The 16,294-nt window shown below is 66.9% G+C and carries 15 protein-coding genes and 1 pseudogene; 6 read left to right on the top strand and 10 right to left on the bottom strand.

The window, feature by feature from the left end; all coding sequences use genetic code 11:
• Nucleotides 1–36: 36 nt before the first annotated feature.
• Both PSPA7_RS05335 and PSPA7_RS05330 read right to left on the bottom strand, forming a co-directional pair.
• Nucleotides 37–798: a YdcF family protein gene (locus tag PSPA7_RS05335; protein WP_012074436.1), complete on the bottom strand. Its 762-nt coding sequence runs from the start codon at nt 796–798 to the stop codon at nt 37–39.
• Between the two features lie 72 nt (nt 799–870).
• Nucleotides 871–1,302: a hypothetical protein gene (locus tag PSPA7_RS05330; RefSeq protein WP_012074435.1), complete on the bottom strand. Its 432-nt coding sequence runs from the start codon at nt 1,300–1,302 to the stop codon at nt 871–873.
• Nucleotides 1,303–1,472: 170 nt separating this feature from the next.
• Between PSPA7_RS05330 and leuS the strand changes: the two genes are divergently transcribed.
• From leuS to PSPA7_RS05300, 5 genes are all read left to right on the top strand, one after another.
• Nucleotides 1,473–4,094 carry a leucine--tRNA ligase gene (gene leuS, locus PSPA7_RS05325; RefSeq protein ID WP_012074434.1) on the top strand — a complete coding sequence of 874 codons (2,622 nt, stop codon included), beginning with the start codon at nt 1,473–1,475 and terminating at the stop codon, nt 4,092–4,094.
• A 66-nt stretch (nt 4,095–4,160) separates the two neighbouring features.
• Nucleotides 4,161–4,784, top strand: a complete 624-nt coding sequence (locus tag PSPA7_RS05320; protein WP_003152234.1) for an LPS-assembly lipoprotein LptE — start codon at nt 4,161–4,163, stop codon at nt 4,782–4,784.
• Between the two features lie 37 nt (nt 4,785–4,821).
• Nucleotides 4,822–5,859 carry a DNA polymerase III subunit delta gene (holA, locus tag PSPA7_RS05315; RefSeq protein WP_003152232.1) on the top strand — a complete coding sequence of 346 codons (1,038 nt, stop codon included), beginning with the start codon at nt 4,822–4,824 and terminating at the stop codon, nt 5,857–5,859.
• Nucleotides 5,860–5,950: 91 nt separating this feature from the next.
• Nucleotides 5,951–6,103, top strand: a complete 153-nt coding sequence (gene arfA / locus PSPA7_RS05310) for an alternative ribosome rescue factor ArfA (RefSeq protein WP_003152231.1) — start codon at nt 5,951–5,953, stop codon at nt 6,101–6,103.
• A 574-nt stretch (nt 6,104–6,677) separates the two neighbouring features.
• Nucleotides 6,678–8,024 carry a lytic murein transglycosylase gene (locus PSPA7_RS05300; RefSeq protein WP_012074431.1) on the top strand — a complete coding sequence of 449 codons (1,347 nt, stop codon included), beginning with the start codon at nt 6,678–6,680 and terminating at the stop codon, nt 8,022–8,024.
• A gap of 149 nt (nt 8,025–8,173) precedes the next feature.
• Here the strand turns inward: PSPA7_RS05300 and PSPA7_RS30750 are convergent.
• Nucleotides 8,174–8,692: pseudogene (locus PSPA7_RS30750) on the bottom strand (alpha/beta fold hydrolase); the annotation flags it as partial.
• Nucleotides 8,693–8,797: 105 nt separating this feature from the next.
• Between PSPA7_RS30750 and PSPA7_RS05290 the strand changes: the two are divergent.
• The gene (locus PSPA7_RS05290; RefSeq protein ID WP_079262228.1) at nt 8,798–9,691 is read left to right on the top strand and encodes a LysR family transcriptional regulator; all 894 of its coding nucleotides are present in this window, start codon (nt 8,798–8,800) and stop codon (nt 9,689–9,691) included.
• A gap of 228 nt (nt 9,692–9,919) precedes the next feature.
• Here the strand turns inward: PSPA7_RS05290 and lipA are convergent, their stop codons facing one another.
• The 7 genes from lipA to rodA all read right to left on the bottom strand — a co-directional run bounded on the left by lipA (nt 9,920) and on the right by rodA (nt 16,290).
• Nucleotides 9,920–10,903, bottom strand: coding sequence for a lipoyl synthase (lipA, locus tag PSPA7_RS05285; RefSeq protein WP_041025292.1), 984 nt, complete (start codon nt 10,901–10,903; stop codon nt 9,920–9,922).
• Nucleotides 10,900–11,553, bottom strand: coding sequence for a lipoyl(octanoyl) transferase LipB (gene lipB, locus PSPA7_RS05280; protein WP_003093177.1), 654 nt, complete (start codon nt 11,551–11,553; stop codon nt 10,900–10,902). Before lipB ends, lipA begins: the two co-directional genes overlap by 4 nt.
• Entirely contained in the window at nt 11,553–11,834 is a 282-nt protein-coding gene (locus PSPA7_RS05275) for a DUF493 domain-containing protein (RefSeq protein WP_003153382.1), read from the bottom strand. The genes lipB and PSPA7_RS05275 overlap by 1 nt, the downstream gene beginning before the upstream one ends.
• Nucleotides 11,835–11,904: 70 nt before the next feature.
• A complete protein-coding gene (locus tag PSPA7_RS05270) occupies nt 11,905–13,065 on the bottom strand; it encodes a D-alanyl-D-alanine carboxypeptidase family protein (RefSeq protein ID WP_003153384.1) in 1,161 nt (386 codons plus the stop codon).
• Between the two features lie 65 nt (nt 13,066–13,130).
• Nucleotides 13,131–14,159 (bottom strand): septal ring lytic transglycosylase RlpA, encoded by a 1,029-nt coding sequence (rlpA, locus tag PSPA7_RS05265; protein WP_012074427.1) that lies wholly within the window; start codon nt 14,157–14,159, stop codon nt 13,131–13,133.
• Complete coding sequence (mltB, locus tag PSPA7_RS05260; protein ID WP_079262155.1) at nt 14,156–15,178, bottom strand: lytic murein transglycosylase B; 1,023 nt, start codon at nt 15,176–15,178, stop codon at nt 14,156–14,158. The genes rlpA and mltB overlap by 4 nt, the downstream gene beginning before the upstream one ends.
• An 8-nt stretch (nt 15,179–15,186) precedes the next feature.
• Nucleotides 15,187–16,290, bottom strand: a complete 1,104-nt coding sequence (rodA, locus tag PSPA7_RS05255) for a rod shape-determining protein RodA (protein ID WP_074197275.1) — start codon at nt 16,288–16,290, stop codon at nt 15,187–15,189.
• Between the last annotated feature and the right edge of the window lie 4 nt (nt 16,291–16,294).

Below are 16,294 nucleotides of genomic sequence, written 5' to 3'. Positions count from 1 at the left end.
CTCGACGACCGGCGCCGCAGCGGCGCCGACCGCGTTTCAGCGGTAGAACAGGCGATAGCCGAGCAGGCCGACGGCCTCGTTCAGCAGCATGCCGCTCTGCCAGAACGCCTGCGCCTCCGGCAGCCAGCCGCCGAACGGGCGCAGGTTGGCCCCACCGAGGAAACCGACCGGCGCCGGGATCACCTCGAAGCCCTGGCGCTCGAAACTCCAGCGCGCCCGCTGCATGTGCCAGGCCTGGGTCACCAGCACCACCCGGCGCACGCCGGCCTCGCGTAGCTGCGGGGCGCTGAGGGTGGCGTTCTCCCAGGTCGTGCGACTGAGGCCTTCCTGCCAGCGGGCCGGCACGCCGAAATCCTCCAGCAGCGCGTTGGCCATCAGCGCCGCCTCGCTGGGCGGCCGGCCATAGTGCAGGCCGCCGCTGGTCAGCACCGGCAGGGACGACGCCCTGGCCAGCCGCGCGGCGTAGCGCAGCCGCTCGGCCGCCAGCAGGCTGGGGGCGTCGTCGCCCCAGGCCGGATCGCTGGTCTGCCGCCCGGCACCGAGGATGACGATGGCGTCGGCGCGCTGCGCCAGGCCCGGCCAGTCTTCCGCCCGCAGCGCGGGTTCGCTCTCGATCCAGCGGCCCATCCATTCCACGCTCAGCGGCATGCTCATCAGCCACAACCCGAAGAATCCGCAGACGCCGCACAGGCGCGCCAGCCGCGGCCGCCTGTCACGCCACCAGAACGCCAGGAACAGCAATACCAGCAGACCGCCGGGCGGCAGCAGCAGTTGCTTGAAGAAATAACGGATCGGCATCGTCCCCTCCCTGTCGGAAGGAGGCAATCTAAAGGATTGTGCGACGCGTGGCGAAACTTCGGCAGTAAGCCTCTAGCGACCGTTGCCCGAGCGGAACAGTTGCGAACCGCAGTGGCCGCACGGCAGCACGCCATGGCCCTTGCTCCACTGCACCGGGGCGCCGCAGAGCGCGCAGAGCAATTGTCGCTGCTTGAGCGAGACATGCCGGCGCAACGGTGTCGTTTGCGGCCGTGGCGGCCGCGCCGTCCTGCCGGGCTGGCGCTCGAGCAGCGCCAGTTCCTCCGCGGCCGCGTGCCAGCCGCGCAACCAGTGCAGGTCCTGGTCGAGATAGGCGCGTATCAGCCCCATCTCTGCTTCGCTGAGGCCGCGCAACTCGAGTTCCGTGGGGCGCTCGTCGCGCAGGCGCTCGGCCGTATCCGCTTCATCCAGAGCCAGGGCGAGACGCTGCAGCAGCCTCTCGTACAGCCCACCTCCCGTCACACTCGCACGTTGCAGCTCAGCCATCGAACACCTCTGAAGGTACCACTGGACGGCCAGCCATCGACCGTCCATAGGGCAAGCTTAGCGTTCCCGTCCGGCCGAACCGCTCCCGGCGACAAACGGCGCGGGCTATCGACGGCGGTGGGGGTCATGTATGCTACGAGGCTTTCGAACAGTCACGTCTAAGTAGCGCCATGCACGAGCAATATCAGCCACTCGAGATCGAAACCCAGGCCCAGAACTACTGGAAAGAACACCAGTCCTTCCTCGTCAGGGAGCTACCCGACAAAGAGAAGTTCTACTGCCTGTCGATGTTCCCGTATCCGAGCGGCAAGCTGCACATGGGCCACGTGCGCAACTACACCATCGGCGACGTGATCAGCCGCTACCACCGCATGCAGGGCCGCAACGTGCTGCAGCCGATGGGCTGGGACGCGTTCGGCATGCCGGCGGAAAACGCCGCGATGAAGAACAACGTAGCGCCGGCGGCCTGGACCTACGACAACATCGCCTACATGAAGTCGCAGCTGGACAGCCTCGGCCTGGCCATCGACTGGACCCGCGAAGTCACCACCTGCAAACCGGATTACTACCGCTGGGAGCAGTGGTTGTTCACCCGCCTGTTCGAGAAAGGCGTGATCTACCGCAAGAACGGCACCGTGAACTGGGACCCGGTCGACCAGACCGTACTCGCCAACGAGCAGGTGATCGACGGGCGCGGCTGGCGCTCCGGCGCGCTGATCGAGAAGCGCGAGATCCCGATGTACTACTTCAAGATCACCGCCTACGCCGAGGAACTGCTGGAAAGCCTCGACAACCTGCCCGGCTGGCCGGAGCAGGTGAAGACCATGCAGCGCAACTGGATCGGCAAGTCGCGCGGGATGGAGATCGCCTTCCCCTACGACCAGGCCTCGATCGGCCACGCCGGCCAGTTGAAGGTCTTCACCACCCGCCCGGACACGCTGATGGGCGCCACCTACGTGGCCGTCGCCGCCGAGCATCCGCTGGCCACCCAGGCCGCGCAGAACGATCCGCAGTTGCAGGCATTCATCGACGAGTGCAAGCGCGGCGGCGTCGCCGAGGCCGACATCGCCACCCAGGAAAAGAAAGGCCTGGCCACTTCCCTGTTCGTCGAACACCCGTTGACCGGCGACAAGCTGCCGGTGTGGGTCGCCAACTACGTGCTGATGAACTACGGCGAAGGCGCGGTGATGGCGGTGCCCGGCCATGACGAACGCGACTTCGAATTCGCCAACAAGTACGGCCTGCCGATCCGCCAGGTGATCGCCAGGGTCGAAGGCGAGAACGACTTCGAGCCCACCGTATGGAAGGAATGGTACGGCGCCAAGGACGAGTCCGTGCGCACCGTCAACTCCGGCAAGTACGACGACCTCGGCTACCAGGCCGCCTTCGACGCCATTGGCGCCGACCTCGAGGCCAAGGGCCTGGGCCAGGCGCGCACTCAGTTCCGCCTGCGCGACTGGGGCATCAGCCGCCAGCGCTACTGGGGCTGTCCGATCCCGATCATCCATTGCGACGCTTGCGGCGACGTCCCGGTGCCGGCCGAGCAGTTGCCGGTGGTCCTGCCGGAGGACGTGGTGCCGGACGGCGCCGGCTCGCCGCTGGCGAAGATGCCGGAGTTCTACGAGTGCAGCTGCCCGAAGTGCGGCCAGCCGGCCAAGCGCGAAACCGACACCATGGACACCTTCGTCGAGTCGTCCTGGTACTTCGCCCGCTACGCCTGCCCGCAGTTCGAAGGCGGCATGCTGGACAAGAAGGCCGCCGACTACTGGCTGCCGGTCGACCAGTACATCGGTGGCATCGAGCACGCCATCCTGCACCTGCTCTACGCGCGCTTCTTCCACAAGCTGATGCGCGACGAGGGGCTGGTCGGCAGCGACGAGCCGTTCAGGAACCTGCTGACCCAGGGCATGGTGGTTGCCGACACCTATTACCGGACCACCGCCAATGGCGGCAAGGACTGGTTCAACCCGGCCGACGTCGAGGTCGAGCGCGACGCCAAGGCCAAGGTGGTCGGCGCGCGCCTGAAGAGCGACGGCCAGCCGGTGGAGATCGGCGGCACCGAGAAGATGTCGAAGTCGAAGAACAACGGCGTCGACCCGCAATCGATGATCGACCAGTATGGCGCCGATACCTGCCGCCTGTTCATGATGTTCGCCTCGCCGCCGGACATGAGCCTGGAGTGGTCGGACGCCGGCGTCGAAGGCGCCAACCGCTTCCTCCGCCGCGTCTGGCGCCTGGCCCACGCGCACGTCAGCGCCGGTCTCCCCGGCGCGCTGGACGGCGCCAGCCTGAGCGATGCGCAGAAGCAGGTGCGTCGCGCCATCCACCTGGCGATCAGGCAGGCCAGCCAGGATGTCGGCCAGCACCACAAGTTCAACACCGCCATCGCCGCGGTGATGACCCTGATGAACGTGCTGGAGAAAGCACCGAGCCAGGACGCCCAGGATCGCGCGCTGCTCCAGGAGGGCCTGGAAACCGTGGTCCTGCTGCTCGCGCCGATCACCCCGCATATCTGCCACGTGCTGTGGGAGCAGCTCGGCCACGCCGAGGCGGTGATCGACGCACGCTGGCCGGTCGTCGACGAAAGCGCCCTGGTGCAGGACACCCTGCAACTGGTGGTGCAGGTCAACGGCAAGCTGCGCGGGCACATCGACGTGGCCGCCAGCGCCAGCCGCGAGGACGTCGAGGCGGCGGCGCGGGCCAACGAGAACGTGCTGCGCTTCACCGAGGGACTGAGCATCCGCAAGGTCATCGTGGTTCCGGGCAAGCTGGTCAACATCGTCGCCAACTGACGCGCGACTACATTCGACGCCCCCGGAGAGCCGGGGGCGCTGATCAACAGGAGTGAGGGAAGCTTGATGAAACGTATCCTGACCAGCGCCGCGCTGATCGGTATGACCACCCTGCTGGCTGCCTGCGGCTTCCAACTGCGCGGCCTGGGCGATGCGCAGTTCGCGCTCAAGGAACTTGACGTCAGCGCGCGCAATGCCTACGGTCCGACCGTGCGTGAGCTGAAGGAAAATCTGGAAAACAGCGGCGTGAAGGTCACCAGCAGCGCTCCCTACCACCTGGTGCTGGTCCGCGAGGACAGCCAGCAGCGCACCGTCAGCTACACCGGTTCGGCGCGCGGCGCGGAGTTCGAGCTGACCAACACGATCAACTACGAGATCGTCGGCGCCAACGACCTGGTCCTGATGAGCAACCAGGTGCAGGTGCAGAAGGTCTACGTGCACGACGAGAACAACCTGATCGGTTCCGACCAGGAAGCCGCGCAACTGCGCAGCGAAATGCGCCGCGACCTGATCCAGCAGCTCTCCATGCGCTTGCAGACGCTGACTCCGGCGCAACTCGACGAGGCCCAGCGCCAGGCCGAAGCCAAGGCCAAGGCGGAAGCCGACGCCCTGCGCGCCGCCGACGAGGCCGAACGCCAGCGCCGCGCCGCCGAGCCGCAGCAGTCGCCGATCGAGTTCCCCACCCCGTGATACCCCGGGGCCGGCCCTGCCGGCCCCGCCCTTCCCTATGAAACTGACTCCCGCGCAACTCGCCAAACACCTCCAGGGCCCACTGGCAGCGGTCTATGTCGTCAGTGGCGACGAACCGCTGCTATGCCAGGAAGCCTGCGACGCCATTCGCCAGGCCTGCCGCGAACGCGACTTCGGCGAGCGCCAGGTGTTCAATGCGGAAGCCAACTTCGACTGGGGCCTGCTGCTGGAAGCTGGCGCCAGCCTGTCGCTGTTCGCCGAGAAGCGCCTGATCGAACTGCGCCTGCCCTCCGGCAAGCCCGGCGACAAGGGCGCGGCGATTATCCAGGAATACCTGCAGCGGCCACCGGAAGACACCGTGTTGCTGCTGAGCCTGCCCAAGCTCGACGGCAGTACGCAGAAAACCAAGTGGGCCAAGGCCCTGATCGATGGCGGCGCCGCGCAGTTCATCCAGGTCTGGCCGGTCGACGTCCATCAGTTGCCGCAGTGGATTCGCCAGCGCCTGTCCCAGGCCGGGCTGTCCGCCAGCCCCGAAGCCCTGGAGCTGATCGCCGCGCGGGTAGAAGGCAACCTCCTCGCCGCCGCCCAGGAAATCGAAAAGCTCAAGCTGCTCGCCGAGGGCAACCAGATCGACGCCGCCACCGTCCAGGCCGCGGTCGCCGACAGCGCACGCTTCGATATCTTCGGCCTGATCGACGCGGCCCTGGGCGGCGAAGCCGCCCATGCCCTGCGCATCCTCGAAGGGCTGCGTGGCGAGGGCATCGAACCACCGGTGATCCTCTGGGGTCTGGCCCGGGAGATCCGCCTGCTGGCTGGCCTGGCCCAGCAATACGGGCAGGGCATTCCCCTGGAAAAGGCCTTCGCCCAGGCACGCCCGCCGGTCTGGGACAAGCGCCGGCCGCTGCTGACCCGCGCCCTGCAGCGCCACTCGAGCAGCCGCTGGAACCAGATGCTGCGCGACGCCCAGTTGATCGACGCGCAGATCAAGGGCCAGGCGCCCGGCAGCCCCTGGAGCGGCCTCTCGCTTCTCACCCTGACCCTCGCAGGCCAGCGTCTCGGCCTGCCGGCAGCCTGAAGGCGCAACCGGCACTGGACAATCCGCGGCGACAGGCAGATGATGCGCGCGCTGGCGAGCGCCAGCCCGATCACCTTCGAGGACCTCTGCCATGGCAAAGAAAAGCAAGCGGCCGAACAAGGCCAAATCCCTGATCGCCCAGCCCCTGTTCCGCAGCCGTCAGGAACAGGCGAAGAAAGGCAAAGGCAGCTACCGCCGCGAAGCCTCCCGTAACTGGGAGGCTTCTTTCGTTATGGCGGCCTGAAACAACCGCTGGCCCATTCCTCCCGCAACGACCTGCCTCTCCCACACTCCCCCGCCATCCCCCCGAAGCCCTTCGACAAGACCAAGCTCACCGCCACCAGGTCGCCCATGGGCACACCATCGCCAGCGTGCCGGACATGGTCCCATCGGGTTGGGCGAAAAGCCGGTGGTTCCTCCATCAAGATTCGCAGCCTGGACATCCCGCGCGGCCGACTGGCAGTTCCCTGGCCATTGCGGCGCGAGAGCCAGGCTCGGGTATTCGATGCCGGCGCCGAAGCGGACAGCGATGTCGCGCAGAACGAAGGCCGGGAATAGGAAGTCGAATGCCTCGAACGTGCCGTGCGCCCCGCCGCCGATTCCGGACCGGGGTGCCGAGAGGCGTCGACAGGCGGCGCAGCGATACGGACGAAACCATTGGCCGCCTGACAGTGACCGAACATATGGCGAAAGATATCCACCGCGCCGATGGCACCGCATTGGCGAACCCGAGCCCTGCCGGCGCGTCCAACGACGGCAGACGCGTCCAGGCCGGCGTGCTAAGGTGGCCCGTCCCGAGGACCCTGCTGAGGAGAGCAATGCGTAACCCCGAACGATCCGCCCTGCTGAAGGTGAGCGGGCTGCTGGGCAGCACCGTGATCGCCATGGGGCTTGGCCTCTCCAGCGCCTGCGCGCAAAAGAATCCGGCGCTCGAATACAACCAGCCTGCCGCCCCCCTGCCGGCCAAGTCATCCACTGGCGCGCGCCCGACCGTCCCGGGTTACTCCAGCGTTACGGCGGATGCCGCACAGCCCGCACAGAGCTTCGAGCAGTGGCGCGAAGCCTTCCGCCAGCAGGCCCTGGCCGATGGCATCGACGCGCAGACCTTCGATCGTGCCTTCGCCGACGTGCAACCCGATCCCGCCGTGGTCGAAGCCGACCGCAGCCAGCCGGAATTCACCCGTCCGGTGTGGAAGTATCTGGAAGGCGCCCTCGATCCCTTGCGGGTCCGCCAGGGCCAGGCACGCCTGGCGCGACACGCGCGGATCCTCGAGCAGGTCGACGCACGCTACGCCGTGGACGCGAACGCGGTGGTGGCGATCTGGGGCATGGAAAGCAACTACGGCTCGCACATGGGCAACAAGAACGTGATCCGCTCCCTGGCCACCCTGGCCTACGAGGGACGCCGGCCGGAGTTCGCCCACGCCCAGTTGCTCGCCTCCCTGAAGATCCTCCAGCACGGTGACGTTCCGGCCTCCTTCATGATCGGCTCCTGGGCCGGCGCCATGGGCCAGACCCAGTTCATCCCGACCACCTACAACCAGTACGCAGTGGATTTCGACGGCGACGGCAGGCGCGATATCTGGGGTTCCCCCGGCGACGCCCTGGCCTCGACCGCCAATTACCTGAAGGCTTCCGGCTGGATCGCCGGTCAGCCCTGGGGCTTCGAAGTCCGCCTGCCCGCGGGCTTCGACTACTCCCAGGCTGAGCTCACCATCCGCAAGCCCCTGAGCGAGTGGCAAGGACTGGGTGTACAAGGCGTGGCTGGCGCCGGCCTGCCCGCACACCTCGCCGGCGAACAGGCTTCCCTGCTGCTGCCCGCCGGCCATCGCGGCCCGGCGTTCCTGGTGCTGCACAACTTCCGTGCGATCCTCAAGTACAACAACTCCAGCGCCTATGCCCTGGCGGTCGGCCTGCTCGCCGACAGCTTCAAGGGCGGCGGCCGGATCGTCGCCGCCTGGCCGCTGGAGGATGTGCCGCTGAGCCGTTCGCAACGTATCGAACTGCAACAGCAGTTGGCCGCACGCGGACACGATCCGGGCGCGGTGGATGGCATTATCGGCGCCAATACGCGCAAGGCGATCCGCGCCTGCCAGCAGGAGTTCGGCTGGCCGGCGGACGGCTATCCGACCCCGGCGCTGCTCGATCGCCTGCGCACGCCATAGGGCCGCCGGCGGAGCTTATGGACCCACGTCCTGCACGACCGCTCGCGGCATACCGGTTCGTATAACGCCACGGGCATTATCCACCGCCCCGCCCCGCATCGGCGGATAACCGCGATGCGGTTATTCGCCCTACCGGCGAGCGCTTCCGCAGCGCCTCGCAGGGCCGCCTCGCGCGGCGGGAAGTGGCCGACGCCATCCAGCAGCAGGCGCCGGTAGCGTCCGCTGAAATACTGTTCGCGGCCGCGGGAGCCGTCAGGATGGGTACAGGCGTCCGCGCCGCCGTGCAGGCACAGCCAGGCGTGGCGCGGCAGCAGCTGTGCCTCCCGGTGAGCCAACGCCCTCGCGCAGGCCGCGAGCATTGGCCACCGCGCGAGCGCCCCAGTCATGCCCACCAGCAGAGGACGGCGTAGCGCCAGGCTGTCGATGAGCCCCAGCAGGTCACAACCCAGCGCCGCCAGTTGCCCGCTGCGCGGCGTCGCGGCATGCCTGAAGCGGGCCGGCGCCAGTACCCGGTAGCCGGCGCTCGCCAGGGTTTCCGCCACGGCCTTCCAGCCATGCGGGCTGTCCGGCCAGCCGTGGAGCAGGACGGCGTTGCGTTCGCCCTGGGGACTCCACTCCAGGTAGGCGATTTCCAGGTCGTCGGTGGAAGCGAAGGCATAGCGGCTCATCGGACACCTCCGGGAGGATGAACCGCCATCCTGGAACGATCTCCACGCGTGATTCATGAATAGTTAGCGTCTACTCTTCATGAAACGAAATGAATGGATGACTTCATGGAGCTTGCCGTCCCCGTCTCCCAATCGCTGGACATCGTATTGCTGCGCACCTTTCTCGAAGTGGTCGACAGCGGAGGGTTCGCCCTCGCCGCGGACAACCTGGCGCTCACCCCCTCCGCGGTCAGCGGGCACATCAAGCGCCTGGAGCAAAGCGCCGGGGTTGGCCTGCTGAGCCGCACCACCCGCCGCCTGGAGCTGACCCAGGCAGGCGAGACGCTCTACGGCTATGCCCGCAACATCGTCGAACTGGAGCGCGAGGCACGCGCCAGGCTGCACGGCACGCCGATCCGCGAGCGTTTGCGCATCGGCGCCTCGGAGGATTTCGCCAGCGCCTGGCTGCCCAGGGTCCTGCAGCGCTTCCGCCGCTGGCACCCGGAAGCCTCCATCGAACTCAAGGTGGGCATCACCAGCGACCTGCTCCGCCAGCAGGCCCAGGGCCGCACCGACGTGGTGTTCGGCAAGCAATGCCGGCGAGTCGAGGACGACGGCGAACTGCTCTGGGAGGAACCGCTGGTCTGGGCCGCCGCGAGCGCGGTCGAGCTATCCCCGGGTGAACCGATGCCGCTGGCGTTGTTCCCCGAGCCTTGCGTCTACCGCGAGGCAGCGATCACCGCCCTGGGCGCCGCTGCGCGCCCCTGGCGACTGGTGTTCGAGAGCGCCAGCATGGCCGGCTGCCTGTCCGCCGCGCTGGCCGGTTTCGCCGTGACGGTGGTCGCACGCAGCCAGATGCGCGAGGGTTTGCGAGAAGTGGGGCCGGAGCAGGGCTTTCTGGATCTGCCGGAGGCGCGTTTCTACGCCTTCTCGCGCCAGCCCAGCCTGGCGGCCGAGGCGCTGGTGGAAGCGGTACGGCAACTCGGCCAGCGCAATCGCTTCGTCGCTGCACGGGGGTGAGCGCAAACGGCGCTCCACCTGCTGCCTCGGCCACGCAGGAATGAGCCGCCCCCGCGCAGGGCGGGTAACGACCCCGGCGTTATCCGCCGATGCCCCGTGCCTCGGCGCCGGCGGATAACCGCAAGCGGTTGTTCGCCCTGCGCCTGAAGAGGCTTCGTGGCGGCCCAATGAAAAACGCCGCGTCCCTGCGCAGGGACGCGGCGTCGGAGGGTATTGGCGCGGTGACGATCAGCCGATCTTGTTGCCGTGCGCCTGCTGGTCGGCGTGGTAGGACGAGCGCACCAGCGGACCGGAGGCGACGTTCTTGAAGCCCATCCTCTCGCCTTCCTCGGCGAACCAGGCGAAGGTGTCCGGATGCACGAAGCGCTGCACCGGCAGGTGGTTGCGTGACGGCTGCAGGTACTGGCCGAGGGTCAGCATGTCGATGTCGTGCTCGCGCATCCGCTGCATGACCTCGATGACCTCTTCGTCGGTCTCGCCCAGGCCGAGCATCAGGCCGGACTTGGTCGGTACGTGCGGGACCATCTGCTTGAACTTCTGCAGCAGGTCCAGCGACCACTCGAAGTCCGAGCCCGGCCGCGAGGAGCGGTACAGCCGCGGTACCGTCTCCAGGTTGTGGTTGAACACGTCCGGCGGCTCGTTGGCAGTGATCTCCAGGGCGATGTCCATGCGCCCGCGGTAGTCGGGAACCAGGGTCTCGAGCTGGATGCCCGGCGACAGCTTGCGGATCTCGCGCAGGCAGTCGGCGAAGTGCTGGGCACCGCCGTCGCGCAGGTCATCGCGGTCCACCGAGGTGATCACCACGTACTTCAGGCGCAGGTCGGCGATGGCGATCGCCAGGTTGGTCGGCTCGTCGACGTCCAGCGGCTTCGGCCGGCCGTGGCCGACGTCGCAGAACGGGCAGCGGCGGGTGCAGATGTCGCCCATGATCATGAAGGTCGCGGTGCCGCCGGAGAAGCACTCGCCCAGGTTCGGGCAGGACGCTTCTTCGCAGACGCTGTGCAGCTTGTGCTTGCGCAGCAGTTGCTTGATGCGGTCGACCTCGGGGGAAACCGGGATGCGCACGCGGATCCAGTCGGGTTTCTTCGGCAGTTCCTCGGTGGGAATGATCTTCACCGGAATCCGCGCGACCTTTTCCGCGCCGCGCAGCTTCACGCCGACTTCCACCTTGCCCGGCTTGGCTTCTCCGGACTTCTCCACAACAGTGCTCATGTCAGTTCGATCCCGCCCGTAAGGGTCTTCTGTTCAGCGTAGCCAAGGCGTGAGACGAGCTCAGCGCGCAATCGGGTACACACCTCGGCAAAATCCACCGGCCCAACCAGGTCGCGCAGTTGGGTCATGGGCATCCCGGCGTAGCCGCAGGGATTGATTCGTTGGAACGGACGCAGGTCCATGTCCAGGTTCAGCGCCAGGCCATGGAACGAGCAGCCGTTGCGGATGCGCAGGCCGAGCGAGGCGATCTTCGCCCCGTCGACGTAGACACCCGGCGCGTCCGGCTTGGCCACGGCCTGCACGTCATAGGATGCCAGCAGGCCGATCAGGCTCTGCTCGATCCGGCTGACCAGCTCGCGCACGCCCAGGCCCAGGCGGCGGACGTCGAGCAGCAGGTAGGTGACCAACTGGCCGGGGCCGTGGTAGGTCACCTGGCCGCCGCGATCCACCTGGATCACCGGGATGTCGCCGGGGAACAGCACATGCTCCGCCTTGCCGGCCTGGCCCTGGGTGAAGACCGCAGGGTGCTGCAACAGCCAGGCTTCGTCCATCACCGATTTGTCGCGTTCGGCAACGAAGCGCTGCATGGCATGCCAGGTCGGTTCGTAGGGAACCTCGCCGAGCTCACGGAAGCCCAGCTCGAGACCCATCAGAGCACCATGTGCACGCGTCCGGTCGCGCGCAGGTCGTTATGGATGGCTTGCAGTTGGTCGACATCGGTGGCGGTGATCAGCACCTGCACCGAGAGGAAGCGCCCCTTGCTGCTGTCGCGGACCACCAGGGTCTCGGCGTCGAGGTCTGGCGCATGGCGCCGGATGATTTCCACGACCAGGTCGGAGAAACCTTCGCCGGCGTCGCCGATCACCTTGATCGGGTAGCGCTCGCAGGGGAATTCGATTTTCGGGGGTTGAACGTCAGGGGTATCGGTCATGGCGGCGGCGGACCCGTGGTCCGCTGGGACGGGCGCCCGCTGGCCTCGTGAGCGGGCGGGCGCCGGTCGGTCAGTTGAACAAACCGTAGAAGAACAGGCGGATGCTATCCCACAGGCGGCGGAAGAAACCACCCTCCTCGACGGCGTTGAGGGCGACCAGGTCGGCGGTGCGGATGACCTTGTCGTCCAGCTTCACCTCGACCTTGCCGATCACCTGGCCCTGCTGGATCGGCGCCATCAGCTGCGGCTCCAGGACCATGCTGGCCTGCAGTTTCTGCATCTGGCCGCGCGGCAGGGTCATGGTCAGGTCCTCGGCGAGGCCGGCCTTCACTTCATGCTCGGAACCTTTCCAGACCAGGCCCTTGGTCAGCTCGGTGCCCTTCTTGTAGAAGTTGCGGCTTTCGAAGAAGCGGAAGCCATAGGTCAGCAGCTTCTGGGTCTCGGCGGCGCGGGCCTGCTCGCTGTTGGTGCCGAACACCACGGCGATCATGCGCTGGCCGTCACGCACAGCGGAAGCCACCAGGCAGTACCCGGCTTCGTCGGTATGACCGGTCTTCAGGCCGTCGACGGTCTTGTCGCGCCACAGCAGCAGGTTGCGGTTCGGCTGCTTGATGTTGTTCCAGAGGAATTCCTTCTGCGCGTAGATCGCATAGTGGCTCGGCTCGCCGTAGATGATCGCGCGGGCCAGCACCGCCATGTCGCGGGCCGAGGAATAATGGTCCGGGTTGGGCAGGCCGGTGGCGTCCATGAAGTGCGAGTTGGTCAGGCCCAGCTTCTGCGCAGTGGTGTTCATCATGTCGGCGAAGGCGTCTTCGCTACCGGCGATATGCTCGGCCAGGGCGACGCTGGCGTCGTTGCCGGACTGGATGATGATGCCATGCAGCAGGTCGCTCACCGAGACCTGGCTGCCGACCTTGATGAACATCCGCGAACCGCCGGTGCGCCAGGCATGTTCGCTGACGGTGACCAGGTCGTTCTCGCCGATGCGGCCGGCCTCGATCTCCTTGGTGGCGATGTAGGCGGTCATCAGCTTGGTCAGGCTGGCCGGCGGCAGGCGCTGGTCGCCGTTGTTCTCGACCAGTACCTGACCGCTCTCGCCGTCCATCAGGACGTACGACTTGGCGGCCAGTTGCGGCGGCGCCGGAACCATGGATTCAGCAGCCCAGCCAGCCGTAGGGGCGATGAACAGGACAAGCAGTGACAAGCGTTTCGCGATAGTGGTGATGTTCATCCGTCTCTCTGGTTCTACCAATGGTCAAACAATCCCTTGCGGGAATTCCCTGCGTGAGTAGGCGCTCAGTCGGGGCGTACCAGCGTCGGCTGGCCAAGATTGGCCACGCGGATGCTGTCCTGGGTCCGGCTAGCCTCGTCCGCCGAACCGATCGGTCCCAGCCGCACCCGGTGCAGGATCTGCTGGTTGCGCACGACCGAGCTGATAAACACCGGCGCAGCCGTCACGCTGCTCAGCTTGGCCTTCAGCAGCTCCGCCGCATCCGGGTTGGCGAAGGCGCCCACCTGGAGATACAGGCCATCGGCTGGTAATGAAGCGTTTTTTTTTGAGTCGATCTGCACCGGCAGCACGGCTGCGGCGTGCTGCGTCGGCGGCGGGGTATAGGTCTCGATCGGCTGCGCCATTGCCACCGCCTGCGGCTGCGCCGCGCCAGGAGCGGCCTGGGCCACCGCCTGCCTGGGCTGCGCCAGGACCATCGGCGCCGGCCGGCCGCGCTGGGCCCACCATTGCACCGGGTCGATGCCTTCGACCTTGACCCGCGCGGTGCCGGACTCGGCATAGCCGAGCTTCTTCGCCGCGGCGAAGGACAGGTCGATGACCCGGTCGGAATAGAACGGTCCGCGGTCGTTGACGCGGACGATCACGCTCTTGCCGTTGTCCAGGTTGGTCACCCGCACGTAACTCGGCAGCGGCAGGGTCTTGTGCGCGGCGGTCATGCCGTACAGGTCGTAGGTCTCGCCGTTGGCGGTGGCCTGGCCGTGGAACTTGGTGCCGTACCAGGAGGCGGTGCCGACCATCCGGTAGGCCCGCGCGTCGTTCATCGGGTAGTAGGTCTTGCCCAGCACGGTATAGGGGTTGGCCTTCACCGAACCGTTGTGCGGCATCGGCACCGCATCGGGGATCCGCGACACGTCGACGTCCCACCAGGGGGCGCCGTCGCGATGCGGACGGGAATAGTCGCCCGGCCCGGAAATGCCCGCCTGCCTGGCCGGCTGCTGGGGCGCCTTGCTGGAGCAACTGCTCAACAGCACGGTCGCCAGCCCGAGGCCGCAGACGGCGGGCAGGATCAGGGAGGAGCGGACACGCTTGCTCAATGGGCACCTCGCGCGCGGGCAATCTCGCCCGCCAGCTGATAAACCGCCATGGCATACATGGCGCTGCGATTATAGCGGGTGATCACGTAGAAGTTCGGCAAACCGACCCAATACTCGATGCCCTTGTCGCCGACGAAACGCATCGCCGTGACCTTCTGCTCGTCGCGCAGCGCATCGTGGGTGCGCCAGCCGCGGGCGCGCAGCTCGCCCAGGCTCATGGTCGGGTCGACGCCCCTGGTCACCGCGCTCTCGGCGCTCTCGTCGTTGATCTCGGCCATCGAGACCACCGGCTCGCCGGTGACCCAGCCGTGCTGCTTGAAATAGCTGGCGACGCTGCCGATGGCGTCGGTCGGGTCGCTCCAGATGTTGATATGGCCGTCGCCGTCGAAGTCCACCGCGTAGGCGCGGAAGCTGCTTGGCATGAATTGCGGCAGGCCCATGGCGCCAGCGTAGGAGCCGGTCAGGCTGAGCGGGTCGACCTGCTGTTCGCGGGCGAGCAGGAGGAACTCGCGCAATTCCTTGCGGAAGAAGTCGGCCCGCGGCGGATAGTCGAAGCCGAGGGTGGACAGCGCATCCATCACCCGGTAGCTGCCGGTGTTGCGGCCGAAGAAGGTTTCCACGCCGATGATCGAGACGATGATCTCGGCCGGTACGCCGTATTCCTTCTCCGCCAGCGCCAGGTCCTCGGCATGCTTGTTCCAGAAGTCGACGCCCCGACTGATGCGTGCGTCGCTGATGAAGATCGGCCGGTATTCCTTCCACTGCTTGACCCGCTCGGCCGGGCGCGAGATCGCATCGAGGATCGACTGCTTGCGGTTCACGTCGCGGAACAGCCCCATCAGCTGCTCTCCGGCGAAGCCATAGTCGCGGGTCATCTCGCTGACGAACTCGGCCACTTGCGGCGAGCCGTCGTAGTCCCCCGCCTGGGCCGCCCCGGACAGGCCAACGAAGCCGGCCACGCCGACCCATTGGACGCCCCTGGCCGCCCATGTACGCAGTACGTGCATTGCGTTCTTCACTCTTGGTCTCAAACCTGGGCGATCCATTTCCGATGGGTATGGATCGACATCAGAACCCCGAACCCTGACAACAGGGTAACCAGCGAAGTTCCGCCATAACTAATGAAAGGCAGCGGTACCCCCACCACCGGCAACAACCCGCTCACCATACCGATATTCACGAAGACATAAACGAAAAACGTCATGGTGATGCCCCCGGCCAGCAGTTTGCCGTAGAGCGTCTGCGCCTGGGCGGTGATGACCAGGCCGCGACTGATCAGCAGCAGGTAGAGCACCAGCAGCAGGCAGACGCCGACCAGGCCGAACTCCTCGCCGAGGACCGCAATGATAAAGTCGGTATGGCTTTCCGGCAAAAAATCCAGGTGCGACTGGGTGCCCAGCAGCCAGCCCTTGCCGAATACCCCGCCGGAACCGATGGCCGCCTTCGACTGGATGATGTTCCAGCCGGTACCCAGCGGGTCGCTTTCCGGGTCGAGGAAGGTCAGCACCCGCTGTTTCTGGTAGTCGTGCATGATGAAGAACCACATCGCCACCGCGATCGGCACCGCCGCCGACACCGCGCCGACGATCCAGCGCCAGCGCAGGCCGCCAACGAACAGAACGAAGCCGCCGGAAGCGAGGATCAGCATGGCGGTGCCGAGGTCGGGCTGCTTCAGGATCAGCACGAACGGGGTGATGATGATCGCCAGGCTGATCACCATGTGCTTGAGTCCCGGCGGCAGGTTGCGCTTGGACAGGTACCAGGCCACCGTCATCGGCATCAGCAGCTTCATGAATTCCGAGGGCTGGAAGCGGATCACCCCGGGGATGTTGATCCAGCGCGTCGCGCCCTTGGCGTCGTGGCCGATCACGTCGACCACCACCAGCAGCGCGACCCCCACCAGGTAGCCCAGCGGCACCCAGCGGGCCATGAAGCGCGGTTCGATCTGGGCGATGATCACCATCATGCCCAGGCCCAGGCCGAACGAGGTGGCCTGCTTCATCAGCATGTCCCAGCTCTTGCCGCTCGCCGAATAGAGGACGAACAGGCCGGTGGCGCCGAGGATCAGCAACAGCAGCAGGAGGATGCCGTCGATGTGCAGGCGCTGCAGCAGGCTGGCGCGCCGGCGCATCACG

Source organism: Pseudomonas paraeruginosa PA7, assembly GCF_000017205.1.
Classification (GTDB): domain Bacteria; phylum Pseudomonadota; class Gammaproteobacteria; order Pseudomonadales; family Pseudomonadaceae; genus Pseudomonas; species Pseudomonas paraeruginosa.
This window is presented reverse-complemented; position numbering and strand designations above follow the sequence as displayed.